The 16,992-nt window shown below is 37.4% G+C and carries 19 protein-coding genes; 18 read left to right on the top strand and 1 reads right to left on the bottom strand.

Annotated elements, in window-relative coordinates; translation table 11 throughout:
• Positions 1-22 precede the first annotated feature (22 nt).
• The 6 genes from ABEQ24_RS06770 (at position 23) to ABEQ24_RS06745 (ending at position 4,222) form a co-directional block, all read left to right on the top strand.
• Positions 23-514 (top strand): GNAT family N-acetyltransferase, encoded by a 492-nt coding sequence (locus tag ABEQ24_RS06770; RefSeq protein WP_430006064.1) that lies wholly within the window; start codon positions 23-25, stop codon positions 512-514.
• Positions 511-1,713, top strand: coding sequence for an iron-containing alcohol dehydrogenase (locus ABEQ24_RS06765; protein WP_430006063.1), 1,203 nt, complete (start codon positions 511-513; stop codon positions 1,711-1,713). Before ABEQ24_RS06770 ends, ABEQ24_RS06765 begins: the two co-directional genes overlap by 4 nt.
• Positions 1,694-2,092, top strand: a complete 399-nt coding sequence (locus tag ABEQ24_RS06760) for an acyl-CoA thioesterase (RefSeq protein ID WP_430006062.1) — start codon at positions 1,694-1,696, stop codon at positions 2,090-2,092. Before ABEQ24_RS06765 ends, ABEQ24_RS06760 begins: the two co-directional genes overlap by 20 nt.
• Before the next feature lie 93 nt (positions 2,093-2,185).
• Positions 2,186-3,361, top strand: a complete 1,176-nt coding sequence (locus ABEQ24_RS06755; protein WP_430006061.1) for an acyl-CoA dehydrogenase family protein — start codon at positions 2,186-2,188, stop codon at positions 3,359-3,361.
• A 16-nt stretch (positions 3,362-3,377) separates the two neighbouring features.
• Complete coding sequence (locus ABEQ24_RS06750; RefSeq protein ID WP_430006060.1) at positions 3,378-3,827, top strand: MaoC family dehydratase N-terminal domain-containing protein; 450 nt, start codon at positions 3,378-3,380, stop codon at positions 3,825-3,827.
• Positions 3,824-4,222 (top strand): MaoC/PaaZ C-terminal domain-containing protein, encoded by a 399-nt coding sequence (locus ABEQ24_RS06745; protein ID WP_430006059.1) that lies wholly within the window; start codon positions 3,824-3,826, stop codon positions 4,220-4,222. The genes ABEQ24_RS06750 and ABEQ24_RS06745 overlap by 4 nt, the downstream gene beginning before the upstream one ends.
• 60 nt (positions 4,223-4,282) lie before the next feature.
• On the opposite strand, the gene ABEQ24_RS06740 is transcribed toward ABEQ24_RS06745, so the two are convergent.
• A complete protein-coding gene (locus ABEQ24_RS06740) occupies positions 4,283-4,663 on the bottom strand; it encodes a helix-turn-helix domain-containing protein (protein WP_430006058.1) in 381 nt (126 codons plus the stop codon).
• 418 nt (positions 4,664-5,081) lie between these two features.
• Between ABEQ24_RS06740 and ABEQ24_RS06735 the strand changes: the two genes are divergently transcribed.
• The 12 genes from ABEQ24_RS06735 (at position 5,082) to ABEQ24_RS06680 (ending at position 16,967) form a co-directional block, all read left to right on the top strand.
• Complete coding sequence (locus tag ABEQ24_RS06735; protein WP_430006057.1) at positions 5,082-5,822, top strand: YveK family protein; 741 nt, start codon at positions 5,082-5,084, stop codon at positions 5,820-5,822.
• Positions 5,794-6,462, top strand: coding sequence for a CpsD/CapB family tyrosine-protein kinase (locus tag ABEQ24_RS06730; RefSeq protein ID WP_430006056.1), 669 nt, complete (start codon positions 5,794-5,796; stop codon positions 6,460-6,462). Before ABEQ24_RS06735 ends, ABEQ24_RS06730 begins: the two co-directional genes overlap by 29 nt.
• 229 nt (positions 6,463-6,691) lie before the next feature.
• Positions 6,692-6,868 carry a hypothetical protein gene (locus ABEQ24_RS06725; protein WP_430006055.1) on the top strand — a complete coding sequence of 59 codons (177 nt, stop codon included), beginning with the start codon at positions 6,692-6,694 and terminating at the stop codon, positions 6,866-6,868.
• Positions 6,869-6,872: 4 nt separating this feature from the next.
• A complete protein-coding gene (locus ABEQ24_RS06720; RefSeq protein WP_430006054.1) occupies positions 6,873-8,699 on the top strand; it encodes a polysaccharide biosynthesis protein in 1,827 nt (608 codons plus the stop codon).
• A 13-nt stretch (positions 8,700-8,712) separates the two neighbouring features.
• On the top strand, positions 8,713-9,594 hold the full coding sequence (galU, locus tag ABEQ24_RS06715; RefSeq protein WP_430006053.1) for a UTP--glucose-1-phosphate uridylyltransferase GalU: 882 nt from the start codon (positions 8,713-8,715) through the stop codon (positions 9,592-9,594).
• A gap of 54 nt (positions 9,595-9,648) precedes the next feature.
• Positions 9,649-10,815: a glycosyltransferase family 4 protein gene (locus tag ABEQ24_RS06710; RefSeq protein ID WP_430006052.1), complete on the top strand. Its 1,167-nt coding sequence runs from the start codon at positions 9,649-9,651 to the stop codon at positions 10,813-10,815.
• Positions 10,778-11,845, top strand: coding sequence for a glycosyltransferase (locus ABEQ24_RS06705; RefSeq protein ID WP_430006051.1), 1,068 nt, complete (start codon positions 10,778-10,780; stop codon positions 11,843-11,845). Before ABEQ24_RS06710 ends, ABEQ24_RS06705 begins: the two co-directional genes overlap by 38 nt.
• Positions 11,846-11,856: 11 nt before the next feature.
• The gene (locus ABEQ24_RS06700) at positions 11,857-12,966 is read left to right on the top strand and encodes a glycosyltransferase family 1 protein (protein WP_430006050.1); all 1,110 of its coding nucleotides are present in this window, start codon (positions 11,857-11,859) and stop codon (positions 12,964-12,966) included.
• 3 nt (positions 12,967-12,969) lie between these two features.
• The gene (locus ABEQ24_RS06695; protein WP_430006049.1) at positions 12,970-13,875 is read left to right on the top strand and encodes a glycosyltransferase family 2 protein; all 906 of its coding nucleotides are present in this window, start codon (positions 12,970-12,972) and stop codon (positions 13,873-13,875) included.
• 18 nt (positions 13,876-13,893) lie between these two features.
• Positions 13,894-14,961, top strand: coding sequence for an EpsG family protein (locus ABEQ24_RS06690; protein WP_430006048.1), 1,068 nt, complete (start codon positions 13,894-13,896; stop codon positions 14,959-14,961).
• Positions 14,962-15,000: 39 nt separating this feature from the next.
• Complete coding sequence (locus ABEQ24_RS06685; protein ID WP_430006047.1) at positions 15,001-15,777, top strand: glycosyltransferase family 32 protein; 777 nt, start codon at positions 15,001-15,003, stop codon at positions 15,775-15,777.
• Entirely contained in the window at positions 15,774-16,967 is a 1,194-nt protein-coding gene (locus tag ABEQ24_RS06680) for a glycosyltransferase (protein ID WP_430006127.1), read from the top strand. The genes ABEQ24_RS06685 and ABEQ24_RS06680 overlap by 4 nt, the downstream gene beginning before the upstream one ends.
• The last annotated feature ends 25 nt before the right edge of the window (positions 16,968-16,992 follow it).

The raw sequence follows: 16,992 nt of genomic DNA, 5'->3' as shown, positions 1-16,992 counted from the left end.
ACAAATGAAAAGGGTGAAAAGAATGGACTGCAGTTTAAAGCCCGCAAGAAATTATGATAGGGACATTATTGAAAATTTGCTGCAATATTACTTTTACGATTTCACAGAATACAACGGTGCTGGTGTCAATGCTCAAGGAAGATTCAACGATTATCCTTACTTCGAAAACTACTGGAACGAAGAAGGGCGGTTTCCTTATCTGATCAAAGTAAAGGAAGAGAATGCCGGTTTTGCCCTAATAAGGTACGATGCTTCTGAAGGATATTTTTCGATAGCTGAATTTTTCATTATGAAAAAATTCCGCCGGTCGGGACTCGGCAAACAAATTGCCCACCGTCTTTTCGGGCTGCATAGCGGAAAGTGGGAAGTCGTACAGCTTGAAAAGAATAAACCTGCACAAAGCTTTTGGAGAAAGGTCATTAAAGATTATACTTCTGGGAATTATTCTGAACGAGTGGAAAATGGCCGTGTCATTCAAACTTTTTGTTCTGATAAAAGGGAGGAAGCGCTGTGAAAACTTTCAGATCGCCTAAAAAAATCGTTACGGGTGAAGGTTCTGTGCAAAACTTGCTTCATCTTATAAAAGAATATCAAGCTGCTAAAATCTTTCTTTTTGCCGATCCGATTTTAATCAAGCTCGGTGTTCTTTCTTCAATTGAACAAACGCTTGACGAAAATCGAATTCAAGTTGAACGCTATACAGATATTCATCCTGAACCTCAAGTTTCTATTGGTGATGGTGCAGTTAATGCTCTAAGGAAATCAGGAGCTGATCTTGTCATAGGAATCGGCGGAGGCAGCTGTCTGGATATTGCAAAAGCAGCAGCGGTTCTTGCAAAAAATGAGGGGTCAGTTGAGGATTATTTAAATTTATCCGGATCAAAAAAACTGACAGAGCAGGGGCTTCCTAAAATCATGATACCGACTACTTCAGGCACCGGTGCAGAAATGACAGATATCGCCGTCTTTTCATTGGAAGAAACAAAAGATGTCATCACTCATGATTATTTGCTTGCAGATGCTGTCATCATAGATCCCGAGTTAACCTATTCTCTCCCGCCTAGAGTAACAGCTGCGAGCGGGATTGATGCACTCACACATGCCATTGAATCTTATTTATCGATTAATGCTACGGTACTCACTGACACTCTTGCTTTAGAAGCAGTTGAGAAAATTGCCTCAAGTATCCGCACAGCAGTCTGGCAGGGCGGAGACCGCGAAGCGCGCAGGAGCATGTCATGGGGAAGTATGCTAGCCGGACTGAGCTTCTTTAATGCAGGAGTAGCCGGGGTACATGCTTTGGCTTATCCGCTCGGAGGGTTGTTTAAAATTTCGCATGGTGAGTCAAACGCTGTTCTGCTGCCATATGTCCTTGACTATATTTGGCCGTCCTGCTTACATAAAATGACGATTCTTGCTTCAGCGCTCGGTATTCAAAGAAACGGGAATAGTGACCGTGAGATTGCTCAGTCAGTCGTTTTGGAAATTAGAAATCTGATGGAAGATGTCGGTCTGCCTAACAACCTCCAAGCTTATGGCATTACTGAAGATGATCTTGAAAAATTAGCTGCAGGCGGCATCAAGCAAACTCGGCTGCTGGCTAGAAGTCCAAAGTCATTTCAGCTCCAAGATGTCAAACAAGTCTACTATGCAGCCTTACATGGAGCGTTAAAGGCAGAAGGAGTGTTGAATCATGTTCCATACAACGATTGAACCGCGTGTTTCTGAAACAGATGGCGTAGGTCATATCAACAACACTACAATTCCAGTCTGGTTTGAAGCAGGAAGAAATCAGCTGTTTGCTTTATTTAATCCCGACCGGTCTTTTAAAGACTGGAAAATGATTATTTTAAACATGAATGTCGATTTTCTCAGTCAAATTTATTACGGCAAAAATGTGGAAGTGTATTCCTGGGTGAAAAAAATCGGAAATTCAAGTCTGGAGCTTTACGAAGAAATTCATCAGGACGGAGAATTATGTGCAAAAGGGACCGTCATTTACGTGAATTACAATGTACCTTTAAAAAAATCAGAACCTATCCCCGATGACATTAGAATGAAATTGCAAAAACACATCTATAAAAACATGTGATTTTTCAAAATTAAAGCTTGTTTTTTCTGAAATTTCAAAATACACTAGTAACATACCGACTGGTTAGTATTTTAATAGGATGGAGTGAATGTTATGCATTTGCGATTAACTGATGAGCAGAGAATGGTTCAAAAAACAATTCGTAAATTTGTTGAAAATGAATTAATGCCTCTTGAAAATACTGTTCTAAGAAATGAATTAGAAGGAAAGCCAAGTTTATCAAAAGAAAAAATGCACGAGCTTCAGCAAAAGGCAAAGCAGTCCGGCTTCTGGGGCATTAATACGCCGGAGGAATACGGCGGTGCTGATATTGGCCAGATGATGCTTGCCATCGTACAGATGGAGGTCTCTAAAACGTTCGTTCCGTTCCGCTTTGGGGGATCTGCAGACAACATTCTCTATTATGCGAATGAAGACCAAAAAGAAAAGTATTTAATTCCAACAATTAACGGCGACAAAAAATCGTGTTTTGCGATGACTGAACCGGCAGCAGGATCTGATACAAGAAACATCCAGATGACAGCCGTAAAAGACGGAAATGAATGGGTGCTAAACGGTGAAAAAACATTTATTACCGGCGGTAACGAAGCCGATTTCGTTATGGTTATTGCGATAACAGATAAAGAAAAACACCGGGCAACAGGCCGCGACGGCGTCACATGTTTCATCGTTGACCGCGATATGGGCTGGACTTCGGAGTATATTCATACAATGGGCGAATGGGGACCGGCAAGCTTATTTTTCGATGGTGTCCGCGTGCCTGAAGAAAACATACTCGGCGAATTGCACGGGGGCTATAAACTTGGCCTTGAATGGATTGGCTTTGCCAGATGGATTGTAGGAGCAACCGCTGTCGGAGCTGCAGAACGCCTGCTGCAGATGGCCATCGATTACTCAAAAGAACGGGAGACATTCGGAAGACCTATTGCAGACCGTCAAGCCATTCAATGGCAAATTGCAGACTCAGCAACCGAAATTGAAGCTGCTAAATGGCTCGTTCTGAATGCTGCGTTCACGCTTGATCAAGGCGAAGACAACCGTCACTTGGCATCGATGGCAAAATTATACGGCTCTAATATGGGGAACCGTGTTGTCGACCGCGTGCTACAAATCCACGGCGGTATGGGCTATACAAGAGAACTCCCGATTGAACGCTGGTATCGCGAGGCCCGCCTCTGGAGAATTTATGACGGAACAGATGAAATTCAGCGCTTAATCCTTTCCCGCAATCTATTAAAAGGAAATGTCAAAATCGGTCAATTCATCTAAAAAGGAGGAGGGATTCATGTTTAAACACTTAATTAGAAGCGCTTCCGAAAGGGTGAAAAATTCCATTGAACTTGGAGCAGTCAGGAGATTTGCTGAAGCCATAGGAGATCCAAATCCTCTTTTTATCGACGAACAGGCAGGGTTACTTTCAAGATACGAGCGGAATCTGGCACCGCCAACATTTCCCGTTATTTTAGACTACGGCACAATTGAGGGACTGAATCTCCCGTCCAAAGGCCTGATTCATGGTGAACAGTCTTTTCACTATGAAAAACCTCTGTTAGTTGGGGATACTGTCTATTGCTCTTCCAAACTTGTGAACTATAGGGAGAGAACAGGGAGCGGGGGAAACATGGGCATGCTGACGATTGAGAGAACGGGAGAAACAAAAGACGGAGAACTCCTATTCACAATGAAACAAGTCGTGATTATTACGGAAGCAGTCAGAAAGGTGATGAGTGTATGAAAATCGCTGACATTCAGCTTGGCGAGCACTTAATGGATTTCACACTTCCGTCTGTCTCAAGGCTCGACCTCATCAAGTACTCAGGAGCTTCAGGCGACTATAATCCGATTCACACCATCGATGAAGAAGCAGAAAAAGCAGGCCTTCCGGGCATCATCGCACATGGGATGTGGACGATGGGCAGCCTGTCAAAACTCTTCTCCCCATTCTATGAAGAGGGCTATATAGAAGACTATTCCATCCGTTTTAAGGGAATGGTCTTCCTTGGCGATGTGATTACACTGCAGGCAGATCTTTATGCGATGAATGACAAATCTGCAAAGTTCCATGTAAGGGCTGTGAATCAGGACGGGGGAGAGGTTGTTAAAGGGGATGTTGTGTTTAGAAAGGTATAATAAATAAGCCTCTTATCCCAAGGATGAGAGGTCTTCTTTATTGTACATGAAAACACGTTTTCACTTAGAACCAGGTGTCTTATCATCAATGATAAATTCAGAGATTTGTTTTCTGCCGTGTTTCCACTTATTGTATTTCGCATATTCCTGAAAATCTTTAAATTCTTCTTTACTAAGTCCATCTTCTATTGCTTTATTCAATAATTCCCGCCATTCCATATCAATGTTATCATTAGCATACTCCTTGTCATAACCTACTAGATACTCTAAATCAACTTCAAGAGTCATTGAAATTTTCTGCAGAAACTGCAAAGATGGATTTTTTTGAATATTGCGTTCGATATAACTTAAATAAGATTTTGACACTCCAGCTAAATCAGCAAGCTCGCTAATTGAATAGCCCTTTTCCTGTCTTAACTCCCTTAAGCGATCACCAACCATTTCGTATCTCCTTAATCAGCCAATTCTGATAAAATAGTAACTTTCTCTTTCATTATAAGGAACATATTGTTCTTTATAAAATATCAAAATTGTACGATTAAACGAGTATTCGGAAGTAATTAAGAGATTTTTGTTCTTTTTAACGAAAAAACAAAGAATTTTGACAGTTTTTATAATTAGGTAAAATATCATACATTAAGAACAGCTTGATTTTCTGAAAACAAGAGAATTGTCCTTAATAGCAGAAATGAAAATATAGATTTATAGAATATTTTAAAGAAATTCATAATAATATGGAACTATCTGCTTGACACGTTCTTTATAAAGAACTAAAATTAAAAACATATTAGGGAATCAACTCTCTCTTTTTTTAGTTTAAATGTTCTTTATGAAGAACTTCCCTTGAAAGGTGGAACCCATGAAAAATCCTAATTTTCACGATGAACCTCTGATTTCCGGAAAAGAAAAGGAAATCGATCTTAAAGAAATTTTCACAGTTATTAAAAGGCGATTTTGGATAATTGCAGTGATTACGCTGTTTACAACTTTTTTAGCTGGATTTTACAGCTACTTTTATACAAACCCTTTATACGCGACCTCTACACGCATCACAATCAATACGACAGCTGAAACAATCAACACACTGAACGTAATCATTAAGGATCCAGCTGTACTTGAAAAAGTGGCTGCAAAACTGAAATTGAACCGTTCAGGGGAAGCTCTCAGCGGCCAGATTAACGCTGAGACAATAGGAAGCTCTCAAGTTATTAATATTTCAGTGATAGACTCAGATCCAGTACTGGCAGCTGAAATCGCTAATACAACCGCTGAAATTTTCAGAGATGAAATTCCTGGATTTATTGTCATTGACGGCATGGAGATATTAGCTAAAGCCAAGCCAAACTTTTACCCTATTAATGAAAATCATTCCAGATACATTTTGATGGGAGTGATCGCAGGAATCATCATAGGCGTCGGCCTTGTCTTCCTGCTGGATTCACTTGATGACAGTATCCGCACTAAGAGAGAAGTGGAAGATATTTTTGATGCACCGATTCTGGGATCTGTTTCAAAGATGTCGAAGCGGAATACAACAAAAGGAAATGTAAAAAAGAAACAGACTTTAAGGAGTGAAACCTTTGGTTCAAAATCCATTTAACACTGTTCCAACGAGAAAAAAAAGCTTAATCGCTTATTTTAATCCAAACAGCATGATCTCAGATCAGTACCGCACGATTCTTACAAATCTGCAATTTGCATCTATTGATCAAAAGTATCGCACACTTCTCATTACCTCTCCAGGATATGGGGAAGGGAAGTCTACCACCGTCACTAATCTTGCCGTATCCTTTGCCCTGCAAGGTGAAAAAGTCCTGCTGATTGACGGTGATCTAAGAAAACCTACTATACATAACGCCTTTAAGCTTGAAAATAATGTTGGTCTTACAAATGTTTTAATTGGAAATGCCGTATTAAGTGAAGCGATTCATCAAACAGAAATTGGCAGGCTGGCTATATTAACAAGCGGATCGATTCCGCATAATCCTTCAGAGATCATAGCATCTCAAGCAATGAAAGATTTAATGGCCAAACTCCTTGATCAATACGATTTGATCTTGTTTGACTGTCCGCCCGTTCTTGACGTAGTTGATACGAAAATCCTTGCAAATGAATGTGATGGAGTTGTGCTGGTCGTTAATAACGGCAAGACAGATAAAGAAGAAGCGTTTGAGGCAAACAAAATTCTGTCAGCTGCAAAAGCCTCGCTGCTTGGCATTGTGCTTAATGAATATAAATAAAAAAATTGCTCGATTTGTTCTTGATTAAGAATATCTGGTGATGTCTCCTATCCACTATCAATGGAGGCACTCGACCATGCTGTGGGCCTCAAAGCCTTAGACGCGAGTCGTCAGTGGTGTGGTGTGAGGAGGGGTTAAATGCCCCGATTAATATAAATTTTACCTTTATGTTTTTTATAAGAATATAAAGGTAAAAGTTATATTCAATAACTAAAAAGGAGTGCCAAGTATGAATTCATTTGATCGACATCCAAAATCATTAAAAAAAATAGTCCGCTATATTAAGCAGGAGGCAAGCTTAGAACAGCTGAATGAAATAAAAAACCTCATCGATGTTTCTATTTATAAAAGATCTCTGCTTCTTTCCAAAGGGACTGAAAGAAAAAAAGAATGCGCAGGAGGCTGAACTGATGACGTACCATCGAAGGCTGTCATTATTAATTCTAATTGATTCGATTATTGTTCTATCCGCCATCTTCTTCAGCCGTTTTCTTCTAGAGGCAGATCTCCATGTCCTTACAATTCCATTAATTATCAGCTCTTTAACCTTGTTAATCAGTCATCATATTTTTTCCTTCATTTATAAGCTCTATAACAAGGCTTGGCAATATGCGAGCATTGGCGAATTGCTTATTATCTTTAAAGCTATAACATACTCAATCGCAGCTACCGCTGTAATGCAGCAGCTGATTGAAGCAGAAATTCATTTCAGACTGCTGGCTGTGACATGGATGATTCATATGCTTTTAATAGGCGGATCACGTTTTTGCTGGAGAGTGGTTCGTGATACATATATAAGCAAATCAAGCAGCAAGAAAAGAACATTAATAATTGGTGCAGGTTCAGCAGGAACCATGGTCGCCAGGCAGCTAAAAAAGAGCGCTGATACCGATATGTATCCAGTAGCTTTTATTGATGATAACGTCCACAAGCAGAAACTGGACATTCTTGGCATTCCGGTTATCGGAGGTGTTAGTACTATTGAAGAGAAAGTTTTAGAGCTTGAAATTGAAAATATTATCATCGCTATACCTTCTCTAAGCAAAAAAGGACTTCAGAAAATCTTCAATGAATGCTTAAAAACAAAAGCAAAAACACAAATCATTCCTATGCTTGAAGACTTAATTACCGGTAAAGTGTCAGTGAATCAAATTCGCGAAGTTCGGGTGGAAGATCTTTTAGGGCGCAAGCCGGTTGAACTCGACCTGGAGAGCATTTCAGAGAACATTTCAGGAAAAGTCGTCCTCGTGACAGGAGCTGGCGGATCAATCGGCTCTGAAATCTGCAGGCAGATTACAACTTTTAAACCAAGCAAACTGGTGCTCTTGGGTCATGGAGAAAACAGCATCTATTCCATTGAAATGGAGCTGAAGGCAGAAGCAGAAAAACATCAGATTGAACTTGTCACAGAAATTGCGGATCTTCAGGATGAGAAAAAGATGTTTGAGGTCATGGGCAGGCATCAACCCTATATTGTGTATCATGCAGCCGCCCATAAACATGTTCCGCTCATGGAACGGAATCCTGAAGAAGCTGTTAAAAATAACATTATAGGAACACGCAATGCTGCAAGTGCTGCAAGATGGGCGGGCGTTGAAGTTTTTGTCATGGTTTCTACAGATAAAGCTGTAAATCCAACAAGTGTAATGGGTGCAACCAAAAAACTTGCTGAAATGATGGTTCAGCACTTTGACCAAATTAGTAAGACAAAGTTTGTAGCCGTCCGCTTTGGAAATGTTTTAGGAAGCAGAGGCAGCGTTATACCTCTTTTTAAGAAGCAAATAGAAAAAGGCGGTCCAGTTACGATCACACATCCAGATATGGTCCGTTATTTTATGACCATTCCAGAAGCTTCAAGGCTTGTCTTGCAGGCAGGAGCTCTCGCACGCGGCGGAGAAATCTTTGTTCTTGATATGGGTGAACCTGTAAAAATTATGGATCTTGCTAAAAATCTCATCAAAATGTCAGGTCATTCAATCGATGACATTGGTATTGAAGTCACGGGCATGAGGCCTGGAGAAAAGCTGTTTGAAGAATTGCTGAAAGATGACGAAGTACATGAACAGCAAGTGTATCCGAAGATTTACGTAGGAAAAACAGCTACTCTTTATATAGAAGAAATCCAACAAATTATTGCTACTTTTTCGGAAATGGAGAAAAACGAATTGCGCGAACAGCTGTTAGATCTCGCCAATCATCGTGTTCCTTTAAAAGAGTTATTGTCGATACCTAGCTAAAAGGAGATTACTTATGAAAGTCAAAAAGGCCATTATTCCGGCAGCAGGACTTGGCACAAGATTTCTGCCGGCAACAAAAGCAATGCCGAAAGAAATGCTGCCAATCGTAGATAAACCGACCATCCAATACATTGTCGAAGAAGCAGTAGAATCAGGGATAGAAGATATTATTATAGTAACCGGTAAAGGCAAAAGGGCGATTGAAGATCACTTCGATAACTCATTTGAGCTTGAACAAAACTTATTGGAAAAGGGCAAACTAGAGCTGCTGAATGAAGTCCAAAAGTCTTCCAAACTTGTTGATATTCATTATATACGTCAAAAAGAACCAAAAGGACTGGGCCACGCTATCTGGTGCGCACGTAAATTCATTGGAAATGAACCATTTGCTGTTTTACTCGGAGATGATATTGTCGCAGCTGAAAAACCTTGTCTTAAACAGATGATTGAACAATACGAACGCTATAATGCCTCAATAATTGGTGTGCAGCATGTATCGGATGAAGAGGTTTCCAGGTATGGGATTGTTGATGGCTCCAAAATCAGCGACCGTTTTTACAATGTGAACCATTTAGTAGAAAAGCCGAAGATGGAAGAAGCTCCATCAAAATTAGCCATCTTAGGCAGATATATTTTAAGCCCTAAAATCTTTGATCTATTATACAATCAAAAACCAGGAGCAGGCGGAGAAATCCAGCTTACAGATGCCATCGCCGCTCTTAATCAGATTGAAGCCGTGTATGCATATAACTTTGAAGGCATCCGCTATGACGTTGGTGAAAAACTCGGTTTCATCAAAACAACTATTGAATTTGCACTTAAACACAGCGAATTGAAATACGATCTTCTTCATTACTTATCAGACCTAATGGAAAAAGAATTCTCCAAAAAATAATGAACGAAAACACTCGTGCAATTGAGTGTTTTTTGTTTGAGCAGGGTGATAAAAATGCCTGACAAAGTGCTTTTTACGGCAACAGTCGATTACCACTTTAAAAGCTTTCATCTGCCAATCCTAAAATGGTTTAAAGAACAAGGCTTAGAAGTTCATGTAGCTGCACTTGGGAATATTGAACTTCCATACGTTGACCAGAAATACAACCTGCCCATTCAAAGGTCTCCATTTAATAGAAGAAACTCGGTTGCATATAGTCGTTTAAAAGACATCATTAATGAAAATAACTACAGTATTATTCACTGCCATACACCTGTCGGAGGTGTCCTCACTAGACTAGCAGCAAGAGAAGCAAGAAAAAAAGGAACAAAAGTTATCTACACGGCACACGGCTTTCACTTTTGCAAAGGAGCGCCGATTCAAAATTGGCTTGCATATTATCCTATCGAAAAATGGCTTTCATCTTATACGGATTGTCTGATTACGATTAATGAAGAAGATTATCTCCTGGCAATGAAACGCCGCTTCGCTGCAGGAAAAGTTGAACATGTTCATGGAGTAGGGGTAGACACTGAAAAGTTCAAACCTATAACGGAAGCGGAGAAAACGAAAAGAAGAAAATCATTCGGAATTGCACATGATGATTACGTTCTTTTCTACGCTGCAGAGTTTAACAAAAATAAAAATCAGCAGCTCTTGTTGAATGCCATGGCACGATTAAAAGATAACCTTCCAAACGCTAAGCTTTTCCTGGCTGGGGAAGGAGCTCTTTTAGAAGAATGTAAACAGCTAGCTAAAACGCTCGGTATCGAACAAATGATTCACTTTTTAGGATTCAGGAAAGATATTGATGCCATCTTGCCAATGTGCGATGTTGCAGTAGGATCAAGTCTTCGCGAAGGACTGCCCGTCAATATTATGGAGGCTATGGCCTGCGGGCTGCCTGTTGTTGCTACTGAGAATCGGGGGCATGGGGAGCTGGTGGAGGATGGGGTGAATGGGTATCTTATAAACAATCAAGATGTTCAGCTGTTTTCCAAAAGAATCACTGAAATCGCACATTCAAGAATGTTACATCGAAATTTAGGCTTGATGAGTTTAAAGAGAATAAACCAATATGACTTGTCAAGTGTCAGTTTTGAACTTTCAGAAATCTACTCCAGATACATGTTGAGGGATACCGATGAAACCAAAGATCAGTATAATCGTGCCTATATATAATGTAGAAAAATATTTATCCAGATGCTTGGATAGTATCCTTTTTCAGACATTTAAAGATTTTGAGATTATAGCCATCAATGATGGTTCAACAGATTCAAGCGGAAGAATTTTAGATGAATACGCTAAAAAACATAATGAAATTGTTGTCATACACAAAAAAAACAATGGGGTATCTTCAGCACGCAATGATGGATTGCAAAAGGCAAAGGGAACATATATAGGATTTGTAGATCCGGATGATTGGATTGACAAAAGAATGTACGAGTCCCTATATCTAACTGCAGAACAAGAACAAGCTGACATTGTTATGTGTTCGTACATTCGTGAATTTGGAACACACTCAAAAGAGAAAAATTTTAATGAAGTTGACAAAAGTAAATATATGGATGGTGAAATAAAAACGAAAATTCTAAGAAGGCTTATTGGTCCGATTGAAAAAGAAGTATCTAATCCAGAATATTTAGATGCCTGGGGGACTGTTTGGTCGAAGCTTTATAAATCTGAACTGATTATACAAAATAAACTTGAATTTGTGGATCTTAAAGAAATAGGAAGTAATGAAGACACATTGTTTAATATTCAAGCTTTCTATCATGCAAATTCTTTTGTATTCCTAAATCAGCCTTTATATCATTACTGGCGTGTGAACGAGACTTCCGTTACATCTAAGTATAATCAAAAATTGGTACAGCAGTTTGGAACCCTTTATACTAAAATGGAGAATTTCCTTCAAGAAAAAGATCTTAGCGGAGAATTTCAAACCGCATTAACGAATAGAATCAGCTTAAATACACTTGGTTTAGGCTTAAATACTATCAGCAGAGGAAATTCAAACTCGATAGTAAAAAAAATAATCGAATTAAATCAAGTTTTAAAAAGCAAGCATTTAAAACGTTCTTTAAACCAATTCGACATGCAGCACTGTCCAATTGTTTGGAAAACGTTTTTTTTCTTTGCAAAAAAACGTATTGCATTCGGATTATTTTTGATGTTAACAACCATAGAATTTCTAAGGAAAACGGTCCGTTAGGAGGGTAAAACATGAAACCGATGCGTGTTCTGCAAGTAGTGACCATTATGAATCGCGGTGGACTTGAAACGATGCTGATGAACTATTACAGGAAGATGGATAGGAGCAAGATTCAATTTGATTTTATGGTGCACCGTATGGAAAGAGGCCACTTTGACGATGAAATTGAAAGATTAGGCGGCCATATATATCGAATGCCTCAAATCCGACCTGGGAATTACAGGAAATATTTTCATTTATTAAGAGATTTCTTTGCAAAGAATAGAGAGTATAAAGTTGTCCATGCTCATAACAATGAAAACAGCAGTTTTGTTTTAAGAGCAGCAAAAATAGCAGGGGTACCTTGCAGAATTGCTCATAGTCATTTAAGTGATTTAGGAATTGATCTGAAACTGCCATTTCGCCTTTATGCCCGATATTATATGAAAGATAATCCAACACAATATTTTGCCTGCTCTAAAAAAGCGGGTCAATGGCTTTTTGGAGAGCGAACTGATATTACCGTTCTCAACAATGCAGTAAATGTGACTGACTTTCAGTTTAATCAAGAAGTAAGATTTGAATTACGAAGAGAACTCAACATTAAAAATCAATTAGTAATAGGACATATAGGAAGATTCAATAAACAAAAGAATCACGATTTTTTAATCGACGTGTTTAAATCTATTCACGATAGAATGCCAAACTCTCTTCTGCTTTTAGCAGGTGAAGGCCATTTGCTTTCTTCCATAAAAGAAAAAGTGATAAGACTAGGTCTTTCAGAGAATGTTCATTTCCTGGGAGTACGCAAAGATGTACAAAAACTGATGCAGGCTATGGACGTATTTCTTTTTCCATCATTATTCGAAGGATTGCCGGTTGTTTTAGTAGAAGCACAGGCAGCAGGTCTAAAATCGTTTGTTTCAAATACGATTACAGAAGAAACAAACGTTACAGGACAGCTAGAGTTTTTAAGTCTTAATGATTCATCTGAAAGCTGGGCAGATAAGATCTTATCGAGCACATATGAACATAAAAATACTTTAAAAGTTTTGCGGGATAATGGTTATGATACATCAACAATGTCACAATGGCTGACAGAGTTCTACTTCAATCAAACTAGTAAAGCAGTGGAGGTATAACCTTTGAAACCAACCTTAACAGTCTTTACACCTACTTATAACCGGGCCTACACTCTGCATTTATGTTATGAAAGTTTAATGAGACAAACAAGCAGAGATTTTGTTTGGCTCATTATTGACGATGGATCTTCAGATGGCACAAAGGAATTAATAAAAAAGTGGGAAAATGAAAACACAGTTCCAATCATATATCATTACCAAGAAAATCAAGGCATGCATGGGGCACATAATGCAGCATACGAAAGAATCGAAACAGAATTAAATGTGTGCATCGATTCTGATGATTACATGGCTGACGACGCAGTAGAAAAAATCGTTCAATTCTGGAAAAAACATGGAAGTGAAAAATTTGCAGGTATTGTCGGTCTTGATGCCACTCCAGATGGAAAAATAATTGGTACAAAAATGCCTGATGATTTGAATGAGTCTACTCTTTCTGGATTATATGGAAAGCATAAGGTAAGAGGTGACAAGAAATTAGTATACAGGACGGAACTTACAACAATAACACCGCCATATCCAATATTTCCAGGAGAAAAATATTGCCCTTTAAGCTACAAGTATCTTCTTATTGATCAAATATATCCATTACTTATCTTGAATGAAATTTTGTGTCATGTGGAGTACTTACCTGATGGATCGAGTTTGAATATGATTAAGCAGTATAAAAGAAATCCTAATGGATTTGCTTTTTTTAGAAAAACTGGTATTCAATTTTCACCAGCTTGGAAAGATAGGTTCAGAGAATCAGTACATTATGTTTCCAGCAGTCTAATGATTAAGAATAAACGGTTTTTATTTGAGTCTCCTAGAAAATTTGTAACATTACTTGCAACACCATTAGGAATACTCCTCTATTTTTATTTAACAAAAACTGATAAAAAAACAGTGATTCATACAAATAGCTAGATTGAAAGGAAAGAAAGCATGACGGTTATGTGGATGAATTTAGGTTTTGTTTATTTATTTTCTTTTTTTTCGAGGTATTTTATTACTCAGCCAGTTACACAGTTTAATTATGTAAAACCAAATAAATTCTTCATTACTTTAGTAATAGCATCGCTTGTAATGGTGGCAGGGCTGCAAAAAAATATTGGAGATACTTATTTTTACATGCATTCTTTTGCTGTGAATGAGTTAACGTGGGGCAACATAGATTATACCGGAGATTTTGGATTTAATATCTATCAAATGATTTTGCAGGGTTTTTCTAATGATCCTCAGATCTTAATTTTTACAACTGCACTTATTACAAATCTATTAATCGTCATCGTTCTATATAAGTATTCAAGAATTATTGAACTTAGTATTTACGTCTATATTGCTTCAGGAATGTTTACTACATCTATGAATGGGATTAGACAGTATCTGGCAGCAGCTATTGTTTTTACAGCTACAAAATATCTGTTAAGTGGTAATTTCAAGAAATATTTCTTAGTCATTCTTTTTGCTTCTACCATTCATAAAAGTGCATTAGTCCTGCTTCCAATTTACTTTATTGTAAGAAGAGAAGCGTGGACACAAGTGACGTTTGCTTTACTGGGTTTTGCAATTTTAATTGTTATTGGATTTAATGAATTTTCTCAGATCCTATTTTCTGCTATTAATGATTCACAGTATGGACAATACAGCGAATTTGCAGAGGGCGGTGCAAGCAAAATACGTGTCTTTGTAAATGCTGTGCCAGTTATTATTGCTTTCCTTGGCAGAGAGAAATTAAGGCAGCTCTGGCCAAAGAGTGATTACATTGTTAATTTATCCATTATCAGTGTCATTTTTATGATTATCGCTTCTCAAAACTGGATTTTTGCAAGGTTTAATATTTACTTTGGCTTATATAATTTAATTTTACTTTCATGGGTGGTTAAGCTCTTTCATAAAAAACATGAAAGAGTAATTTATTATGGGATACTTGTTTGTTACTTCCTGTATTTTTATTATGAGCATGTTATTGGTTTTGGCTTGATTTATGAAAGTGATTACCTGAACTTCTAATATACCGGAAATGATGTTTTAGCAGAGGGGATTTTAAAGATGGAAAAAGATGAAAATATAATTGAACCTATAATTATTCCAAAGGTCATCCATTATTGCTGGTTCGGTAAGAAAGAAAAACCTTCTATAATAAAAAAATGCATCCAGAGCTGGAAAAAGAAACTAATTGGCTATGAAATTATAGAATGGAACGAAGATAACTTTGATATTCAATCTATCTCATATGTTAAAGAAGCGTATGATGCAGGAAAATATGCCTTCGTAAGCGATTACGTGAGAGTATTCGCACTTTATCACCATGGAGGGATTTATTTAGATACAGATGTGGAGGTTTTTAAACCATTTGATGATGCAATGCTCAGTCATGAATCTTTCTGGGGTTTTGAGCAGGAGAATTTTATAGCAACCAGTACAATAGGCGCTGTAAAGGGAAACAGGTTTATTAAAAATTTTCTCGATACATATGAAAGTAAAAAATTTCTTAAAGAAGACGGTTCCTATGATAGTTTAACAAATGTTGCTGTCGTTACGAAATTATTGGAAAGCAAAAAATTAAAGCTGAATGGAGAATATCAAGTTATAAATGGGATTGGTGCATTTTATCCTCAGACATTCTTTTCTCCATATGATTACATTAATAGCAGAAAATTTATAAGTGAGAATACCTTTGTTATCCACTATTTTTATAAGAGCTGGCTTCCATTTAGAGCAAAGTTTAAAAGTTATTTCAAACTCAGTCTATCTAAAGCAATTGGAGGGAAAAGTATCGCTAACATCCGAAAATTTGTTAGTAAGAGGGGGAGGAGAATGACATAAAAAAGATTATAATAGCATCGTTTGATATGGAAATAGGAGGAGTAGAGAGAAGCTTATTAAGTTTATTAAATAACATTGATTATAAAAAAAATGAAATTGATTTAATGCTATATCGTCATCAAGGAGATTTGCTTAATTTAATTCCATCTAATGTAAATTTGCTAGATGAAGTACCTGAATACACAACCTTCAGAAAATCAATATTAGAGATTTTAAAAGAAAAGCACTTCACTATTGGAATTTCAAGAATTTTATCTAAAATAATTGCAAATCTTAGAAGTAAATCAAGGAAAATGATTGAATCTGGTTATTTCCAAATGCAGCTTATGTGGAAGTACTCTATTCGTGTCCTTCCGATTATTGATAAGGAATATGATGTAGCTATCAGTTTTCTATGGCCACACTATTTAGTAGCAGAAAAGGTAAAAGCAAAGAAAAAAATTGCTTGGATTCATACTGATTATTCTGTTGTAGAGACTGATATTGAAGTTGATCTTAAAATGTGGAAAAATTTCGATTATATCATAGCTGTATCTGAGGAGTGCAAAAGAGCCTTTGTTTCTAAATACCCCAACTTAAAAGATAAAATAATTGTTGTAGAGAACATTAATTCTCCGGAATTCATTAAAACTATGGCACATGAGCCAATATCTAATCCAATGTTATCAGATAGCAGATTTAAAATTGTTACCGTTGCGAGATTATCTCATGCAAAGGGAATTGATATGGCTGTAGAAGCGCTTAAATTAATTAAAGATAGCGGAAATCATGACGTCTGCTGGTACGTTATTGGATATGGTGGAGATGAAGAAAAAATAAAAAAATTAATTAAATTATATAAACTTGAAGATTGTTTCATTTTATTAGGTAAGAAGAGCAACCCTTACCCATATATAAAAGCAGCAGATTTATATGTTCAGCCTTCAAGGTATGAGGGGAAAGCTGTGACAGTAGTAGAGGCTCAAATATTATCTAAGCCTGTCTTAATAACAGACTATTCAACATCCAAGAGTCAGGTTCGCAATCAATTCGATGGTTACATTACAGAATTATCCAATATAGGGTTAGCAAGAGGAATTGAATTCTTTTATAGAAATCCGATTCTGTTAGAAGAATTAAGATCTAATTGCAGTAAAACAGATTATAGTAACACATTTGAGTTAGATAAATTATACAAATTAATGGATTGAGATTATTGTATCTTGTGGAGGGATC

The sequence above is a fragment of the Metabacillus idriensis genome (assembly GCF_050483325.1).
Classification (GTDB): domain Bacteria; phylum Bacillota; class Bacilli; order Bacillales; family Bacillaceae; genus Bacillus_P; species Bacillus_P idriensis_A.
The sequence above is the reverse complement of the archived record's forward strand: the minus strand, read 5'-3'. Positions and strand labels throughout refer to the sequence as shown.

What these genes read in the sequence shown, in the direction of transcription:
- ABEQ24_RS06770 (WP_430006064.1), top strand. Translation starts at nt 23, where the DNA reads ATGGACTGCAGTTTAAAGCCCGCAAGAAATTATGATAGGGACATTATT.
- ABEQ24_RS06760 (WP_430006062.1), top strand. Translation starts at nt 1,694, where the DNA reads ATGTTCCATACAACGATTGAACCGCGTGTTTCTGAAACAGATGGCGTA.
- ABEQ24_RS06755 (WP_430006061.1), top strand. Translation starts at nt 2,186, where the DNA reads ATGCATTTGCGATTAACTGATGAGCAGAGAATGGTTCAAAAAACAATT.
- ABEQ24_RS06750 (WP_430006060.1), top strand. Translation starts at nt 3,378, where the DNA reads ATGTTTAAACACTTAATTAGAAGCGCTTCCGAAAGGGTGAAAAATTCC.
- ABEQ24_RS06745 (WP_430006059.1), top strand. Translation starts at nt 3,824, where the DNA reads ATGAAAATCGCTGACATTCAGCTTGGCGAGCACTTAATGGATTTCACA.
- ABEQ24_RS06740 (WP_430006058.1), bottom strand. Translation starts at nt 4,663, where the DNA reads ATGGTTGGTGATCGCTTAAGGGAGTTAAGACAGGAAAAGGGCTATTCA.
- ABEQ24_RS06735 (WP_430006057.1), top strand. Translation starts at nt 5,082, where the DNA reads ATGAAAAATCCTAATTTTCACGATGAACCTCTGATTTCCGGAAAAGAA.
- ABEQ24_RS06725 (WP_430006055.1), top strand. Translation starts at nt 6,692, where the DNA reads ATGAATTCATTTGATCGACATCCAAAATCATTAAAAAAAATAGTCCGC.
- ABEQ24_RS06720 (WP_430006054.1), top strand. Translation starts at nt 6,873, where the DNA reads ATGACGTACCATCGAAGGCTGTCATTATTAATTCTAATTGATTCGATT.
- galU (WP_430006053.1), top strand. Translation starts at nt 8,713, where the DNA reads ATGAAAGTCAAAAAGGCCATTATTCCGGCAGCAGGACTTGGCACAAGA.
- ABEQ24_RS06710 (WP_430006052.1), top strand. Translation starts at nt 9,649, where the DNA reads ATGCCTGACAAAGTGCTTTTTACGGCAACAGTCGATTACCACTTTAAA.
- ABEQ24_RS06705 (WP_430006051.1), top strand. Translation starts at nt 10,778, where the DNA reads ATGAAACCAAAGATCAGTATAATCGTGCCTATATATAATGTAGAAAAA.
- ABEQ24_RS06700 (WP_430006050.1), top strand. Translation starts at nt 11,857, where the DNA reads ATGAAACCGATGCGTGTTCTGCAAGTAGTGACCATTATGAATCGCGGT.
- ABEQ24_RS06690 (WP_430006048.1), top strand. Translation starts at nt 13,894, where the DNA reads ATGACGGTTATGTGGATGAATTTAGGTTTTGTTTATTTATTTTCTTTT.
- ABEQ24_RS06685 (WP_430006047.1), top strand. Translation starts at nt 15,001, where the DNA reads ATGGAAAAAGATGAAAATATAATTGAACCTATAATTATTCCAAAGGTC.